The organism is Planktothrix sp. FACHB-1355 (assembly GCF_014748295.1).
Classification (GTDB): domain Bacteria; phylum Cyanobacteriota; class Cyanobacteriia; order Cyanobacteriales; family Aerosakkonemataceae; genus Aerosakkonema; species Aerosakkonema funiforme_A.
In genome coordinates this window covers 1-5,648 of the sequence record NZ_JACJUP010000359.1, presented here as the reverse complement: position 1 = coordinate 5,648, position 5,648 = coordinate 1, and the positions used below count along the sequence as shown (strand labels likewise).

The following is a 5,648-nucleotide window of genomic DNA, read 5'->3' as shown; positions in this document are numbered from 1 at the left end:
CTCTGGAACGATGTCCAACCTGAGACGCCGCGTTCGAACGCCATGACGATCCTTATCTTCTTTCTTCCTTCTTCGCGCTCTTCGCGTCGAAAGCGGTTCGTTTAAAAAGGGGTAGCAATCGCAGATTTAATATTAAATCGTGAATTATAAAAAAAATGCCATCGATTCACCAATGGCATCATGTATGTATACAAGAGAAAAGGAAAGAAAACAAATCTTTTCCCTTTAAATTATTCGTAGAGCCAAGAAGTCAAAGTGGGTTGCCAACTTACCAACTCTTCTTCTTTGAACCAAAGAGCAATTTCGCGCCGTCCCGTTTCCACAGCATCCGAACCGTGGATGAGGTTACGACCGACACTGACACCAAAATCCCCGCGAATGGTTCCCGGTTCGGCTGTCAGCGGGTTGGTAGCGCCGATGAGTTTCCGTGCTGATGCTACTACGCCTTCACCTTCCCAAACCATAGCCACAACGGGGCCAGAGGTGATAAATTCAACCAAACCGGGGAAAAACGGCTTTTCCCGATGCACGTCGTAGTGCTGTTCGGCAAGTTCGCGGCTGACTTTCATCAGTTTCAGTCCGACGAGGGTAAAACCTTTGGCTTCTAGACGACGGATGATTTCGCCGACCAGTCCGCGCTGTACGCCGTCCGGTTTGACTGCTAGAAATGTGCGTTCCACTACAACACTTGCTCCCAAAATTCCTTCACAGCGTATCGTAAAGCAATTGCCGTCTCCTTTTTCCAAATTCTGCCGATCGCTTCCCAAAAATCGGTCAGCTACTTTTTTGCAAATACGCTAGATTTATTATTCGGTAGTCGTTGCAAGGGGGGAAAAGTATGGCAGCACAGCCAATGGCAGATGGAACAGTATTCCAAGAAAAACTCGGAAAATCGGCGTTAGCGGAAGTAAAATCAAAAGGGCTTCTGCCAGTAACCAGAGAAGTTTCCCGGCAATGGACTATTGAGGATAGCGAAGCGCTTTACCGAATACAGGGATGGGGTGAGCCGTATTTTTCGATTAATGCTGCCGGTCGGGTTACAGTTTCTCCCAAAGGCGAACGCGGCGGTTCGCTGGATTTGTTTGAACTGGTAAATGCGCTTAAGGATAGAAACCTGAAGTTGCCGTTGTTGATTCGCTTCTCAGATATTTTAGAAGACCGGATTGAGCGGTTGAATGCTTGCTTTGCTAAAGCGATCGCACGCTACAACTATCCTGGTGTCTACCGTGGTGTTTACCCGGTCAAGTGCAACCAGCAAAAGCATCTCCTTGAAGATTTAGTCAGATTTGGCAAACCTCATCAATTCGGCTTGGAAGCTGGTTCTAAACCAGAACTGATGATCGCTTTGGCGATGTTGGATACGCTAGGAGCTCTTCTGATTTGCAACGGCTACAAAGATCGAGAATACATCGAAACGGCAATGTTGGCGCAGCGACTGGGGCAAACACCTATAGTTGTCCTAGAGCAGGTGGAAGAAGTAGATTTGGTGATTAACGCCGCCAAACAACTGGGTATTAAACCAATTGTAGGCGTCCGCGCTAAGCTGAGTACTCAGGGCATGGGACGTTGGGGAAGCTCTAGTGGCGATCGCGCTAAATTTGGCCTCACTATTCCCGAAATTATCCAAGCTGTTGATAAGTTGCGGTCAGCTAATTTATTAGATTCTTTGCAACTGTTACATTTCCACATTGGCTCTCAAATTTCTGCTATTCACGTTATCAAAGACGCTATCCAGGAAGCTAGCAAAATCTACGTGGAATTAGCCAAGCTGGGAGCTGACATGAAGTATCTCGATGTCGGCGGCGGTTTGGGTGTGGACTACGACGGTTCCCAAACGAATTTCTACGCTTCCAAGAATTACAATATGCAGAACTATGCCAACGATATCGTGGCAGAGTTGAAGGATGCCTGCGCCGAACAACAAGTACAAGTACCGACGTTAATTAGCGAGAGTGGTAGAGCGATCGCTTCTCATCAATCTGTACTCATTTTTGACGTTCTCAGCACTTCTGATGTCCCCTTCGGAGAGCCAGAACCTCCCAAAGATGGAGAACCTCCCATTGTCTGGAACCTTTGGGAAACCTATCAATCAATTAACACTGAGAATTATCAGGAAGCCTATCACGACGCTACTCAGTTTAAAGAAGAAGCGATCAGTCGCTTTAATTTGGGGATTTTGCGCCTCACGGAACGTGCCAGGGTAGAGCGGATCTACTGGGCTTGTTGTGAAAAGATTCTCGCCATTACCAGACTGCAAGATTACGTTCCCGATGAGTTGGAAGACCTGGAAAAAATCATGGCTTCCATCTATTACATCAATCTGTCGGTGTTTCAATCTGCACCGGATTGTTGGGCGATCGACCAGCTATTCCCCATCATGCCAATTCATCGCTTAGATGAAGAACCTACGCGGCGAGGTATTCTGGCAGATCTCACCTGTGACAGCGATGGTAAAATCGATCGATTTATCGATTTGCGGGATGTTAAATCAGTTTTAGAACTGCATACCATCAAACCGGGTGAACCTTATTACCTGGGCATATTCCTAAGTGGAGCCTATCAAGAAATTATGGGTAGCCTTCACAATTTATTCGGCGATACAAACGCTGTCCATATACAGCTAACGCCCAAAGGATACCAAATCGAACACGTTGTCAAAGGTGACACGATGAGCGAAGTTGTCAGCTATGTTCAATACGATGCTGAAGACCTTGTAGAAAGTATTCGTCAACGTTGCGAACAAGCACTTCAAGAAAAACGAATTACCTTGCAAGAATCTCAACTGTTGCTGCAAAATTACGAACGCAGTCTCGGTCGTTATACCTATCTTTCTCCTCAAAGCGAGTAAGGTTGAAAGCATCAAGGGAGAGAATACGGGAGTTAAACTCTCTTATTCTCTCTCCAACTCATAAAAGTAGACAGAAAGCTCAGAGTATGGTTCTGGCAATTTACGGGGAATAGTTCAAAAAGAGTAATCGTTATCATCGTCAATATTAAGATCCCATTTCGCTGAAAGGACTCGATCGACCACCGCTTCCAAGTCAGCTTCGTTGAAATTGTCACCTACTGCCTCTTGCAGTGGATTCGATAGGGGAATCAGCCGCAATCTACGACTATCTTGCACTAGATCGAAATAACATTCGCACTGGGGAGACTGCTTCAGATCCAGGCAATCAAAACTGTAGACATTAAGATAGAGGGCATGGTTAGCAACTAAGGTTGCTCGATTGGGATCGCCAAAAACTTCCAGCACAAAACCTTCTCCCTCGCTTTGTAATTTACCGTCCTGAATGTGGAGGTAACGGACATGGCGCAAATCCGTTAAAATTCTCCGCATATCTAACTTGTTAACGATAGTGCCGGTATCTATAATGCAAGGGGCAGGCAGCTGGGTAGGGAATTGATCTTGACTCATAAGGAAAATACCTCTAGTCTCAATGAGCCTTCATATTTGCAGAAAATGGTTAAATGTAACAGCAGGGTCAAGCCCTACAGACCAACTTAATCCTTGAGAGAGAAAGCGTACACCTATCCCTGGGATAGATAATTGCCAGCGGGAATACAAGGTTAGGGGCAGCGCGAGTTAGAAATCTGACGATGAAAATAAAATCTGCTGGCAATCTCAACAAATATTTTGCGAATGCTTACCAGACAAATCTTATTAACGAGATCATCTTATCCTAGATTTTTTAGCCAACCCATCATTAAATTTACGTAATTCACTGCGCCAAATGCCGGAGGTGGGATATTAAAGGGGATAATTTGGCGCATATGCGAGTATGAGAAAGATAAAGCTGATTAACAAGCGATAAAATGAGCATATGAGCAATTTACAATCTATAATCCTTTATTACCATTCAAAAGCCTATGCAAGGAGCTTTTAATTTTTTAACAAAATGGCTAAATTTTTCAGAATTCCCGTTGTACCTTTAGGTAAACGAGAGTAGTTCCGATATGAGTCATCGACACTGGGTTAGATGGGTTCGTCAGTTTTGGCATCAGCAGACAAGTACGCTGGCTGCGGCGATCGCCTTTTACACCTGTCTGCCCGTCCCCATTAGTTGGACGCTAGCTTTCCGGGGCATAGCCCGCCTCGCCCCACTCGTAGGAGTGGCGATTGGCGGAATTTTAGGGCTGCTGGATGCTGGGCTGCATCTGCTGGGTATGCCGATACTTACCCGGTCTGCCCTTGCGATCGTGGCTTGGATTGCCGTCACAGGCGGATTGCATTTGGATGGTGCAATGGATACGGCAGATGGGCTGGCAGTACCAGATCCCCAACGTCGCCTAGAGGTGATGTCTGACAGCGTGACGGGGGCTTTTGGCGCGATGGCGGCGATCGCTATTTTGTTATTGAAAACAGTTGCTTTAAGAGATATTGATTCTTACCGCTGGTTGGCTTTGATGGCGGCGGCAGGTTGGGGACGTTGGGGGCAATTGGTGGCTATAATCTGCTATCCCTACCTCAAGCCTACCGGGAAAGGCGCAATTCATAAGGAATCCAACCCTTCAGCTTCCGACCTCATTCCTGGTTTCGTCCTGCTGCTGGGACTGAGCGGGTTTTTAGTTATTGTCGATGAGCGCAGCTGGCTGATGGCAGCAGGTATGGTTTTTGGTGGTAGTGCGATCGCCGTTCTAACCGGTGCGTGGTTTAATCACAAATTAGGCGGTCATACCGGCGATACCTATGGCGCTGTCGTGGAGTGGACGGAAGCTTTACTACTCTGTCTCCTCACCGGACTCTAGAATGGGATGAAAGTAATTTCCCGATTTCTTAAATCTCCCGCAAGCGCGTTACTTTGAGCTTAAATTCACCACCCGCTGTTTCCCCAAATGCCCGCACTCTAATAATGTAAGTGCCGTTATCTTTAATGCGAGTGAACAGCAGCGAGTTGGTGCTGCCGTCGGGCCCGTCATCATTTTCCGCAACCGTCGTGCCGTTTTTAGCCAGCAAGGTGACGATCGTGTCAAAGTTTTCGGATGTGAGATCGATCGCCACGTTGTCTCCTGTATTCAAAGTTACGGCATAGTCGCGGGCAAAACCGCCTTGGCCCGTGGGAATATCCTTGTCCGAGAGGGAATCGGTAATTTCATTATTAGCTGGTAAGGAAATAGGGTTATACAACCGACTTTGAGTTTGAGCCCGAACTGTCAGTGTACTTAAGCAAACTGCCAGCAAGGTTGCAGGAACGAGCAGGGCTTGGCTAAAACGAGCAGCAAAAGCTTTAATCATCATGAAGGGCAATATTTTGGCAAAAAGCAAATTGTTCAATTATAAAGTTAATTTACCGGAATAGATCTATTTTTGGCGATTTGCTCGGGTCGCATCTCAGAATAGCTGCAACTAACTTAGGTTTCCAGTTTAGTGCGATCGAAAGAATTAGTTGGCCCAGGAGTAGCGATCGCTGCTATGCCATAGATTCGTATTCCATGTTGGTGCAGCGTATGGGCAGCAGACCTTGCAGTATCTCCAGTCGTATAAATGTCGTCTAACAACAGGATTGCTGAAGCAGGACGACGCTGCGAAAATCCTTTTCCCAATTCAAACGCCCCGGCCACATTTTCTTTTCGCTCTACCGCAGACAAGCCAAACTGTGGTTTTGTATCGCGCACCCGTTCCAAACCATATCGTTCTATGGGCAACCCAG

The 5,648-nt window shown here is 46.6% G+C and carries 5 protein-coding genes and 1 pseudogene; 2 read left to right on the top strand and 4 right to left on the bottom strand.

The annotated features are described in order from the left end of the window. Positions 1 to 230: 230 nt before the first annotated feature. Positions 231 to 680, bottom strand: a complete 450-nt coding sequence (ndk, locus tag H6S82_RS15865; RefSeq protein ID WP_190473071.1) for a nucleoside-diphosphate kinase — start codon at positions 678 to 680, stop codon at positions 231 to 233. Positions 681 to 838: 158 nt separating this feature from the next. Here ndk and speA point away from each other — a divergent pair, with 158 nt between their 5' ends. After that, positions 839 to 2,848: a biosynthetic arginine decarboxylase gene (gene speA, locus H6S82_RS15860; RefSeq protein WP_190473013.1), complete on the top strand. Its 2,010-nt coding sequence runs from the start codon at positions 839 to 841 to the stop codon at positions 2,846 to 2,848. A gap of 114 nt (positions 2,849 to 2,962) precedes the next feature. On the opposite strand, the gene H6S82_RS15855 is transcribed toward speA, so the two are convergent. Continuing rightward, entirely contained in the window at positions 2,963 to 3,415 is a 453-nt protein-coding gene (locus H6S82_RS15855; protein ID WP_190473016.1) for a hypothetical protein, read from the bottom strand. A 539-nt stretch (positions 3,416 to 3,954) separates the two neighbouring features. Between H6S82_RS15855 and cobS the strand changes: the two genes are divergently transcribed. After that, positions 3,955 to 4,746: an adenosylcobinamide-GDP ribazoletransferase gene (gene cobS, locus H6S82_RS15850; RefSeq protein WP_190473018.1), complete on the top strand. Its 792-nt coding sequence runs from the start codon at positions 3,955 to 3,957 to the stop codon at positions 4,744 to 4,746. A 28-nt stretch (positions 4,747 to 4,774) separates the two neighbouring features. On the opposite strand, the gene H6S82_RS15845 is transcribed toward cobS, so the two are convergent. Both H6S82_RS15845 and H6S82_RS15840 read right to left on the bottom strand, forming a co-directional pair. Continuing rightward, positions 4,775 to 5,272 (bottom strand): PPC domain-containing protein, encoded by a 498-nt coding sequence (locus H6S82_RS15845; RefSeq protein ID WP_322112002.1) that lies wholly within the window; start codon positions 5,270 to 5,272, stop codon positions 4,775 to 4,777. 77 nt (positions 5,273 to 5,349) lie between these two features. Further along, positions 5,350 to 5,648 (bottom strand): annotated as a pseudogene (locus H6S82_RS15840) (ComF family protein); the annotation flags it as partial.

Bases quoted from the DNA above. Each gene is read 5' to 3' on its own strand.
- speA (WP_190473013.1), top strand. From the start codon at position 839: ATGGCAGCACAGCCAATGGCAGATGGAACAGTATTCCAAGAAAAACTC.
- H6S82_RS15855 (WP_190473016.1), bottom strand. From the start codon at position 3,415: ATGAGTCAAGATCAATTCCCTACCCAGCTGCCTGCCCCTTGCATTATA.
- cobS (WP_190473018.1), top strand. From the start codon at position 3,955: ATGAGTCATCGACACTGGGTTAGATGGGTTCGTCAGTTTTGGCATCAG.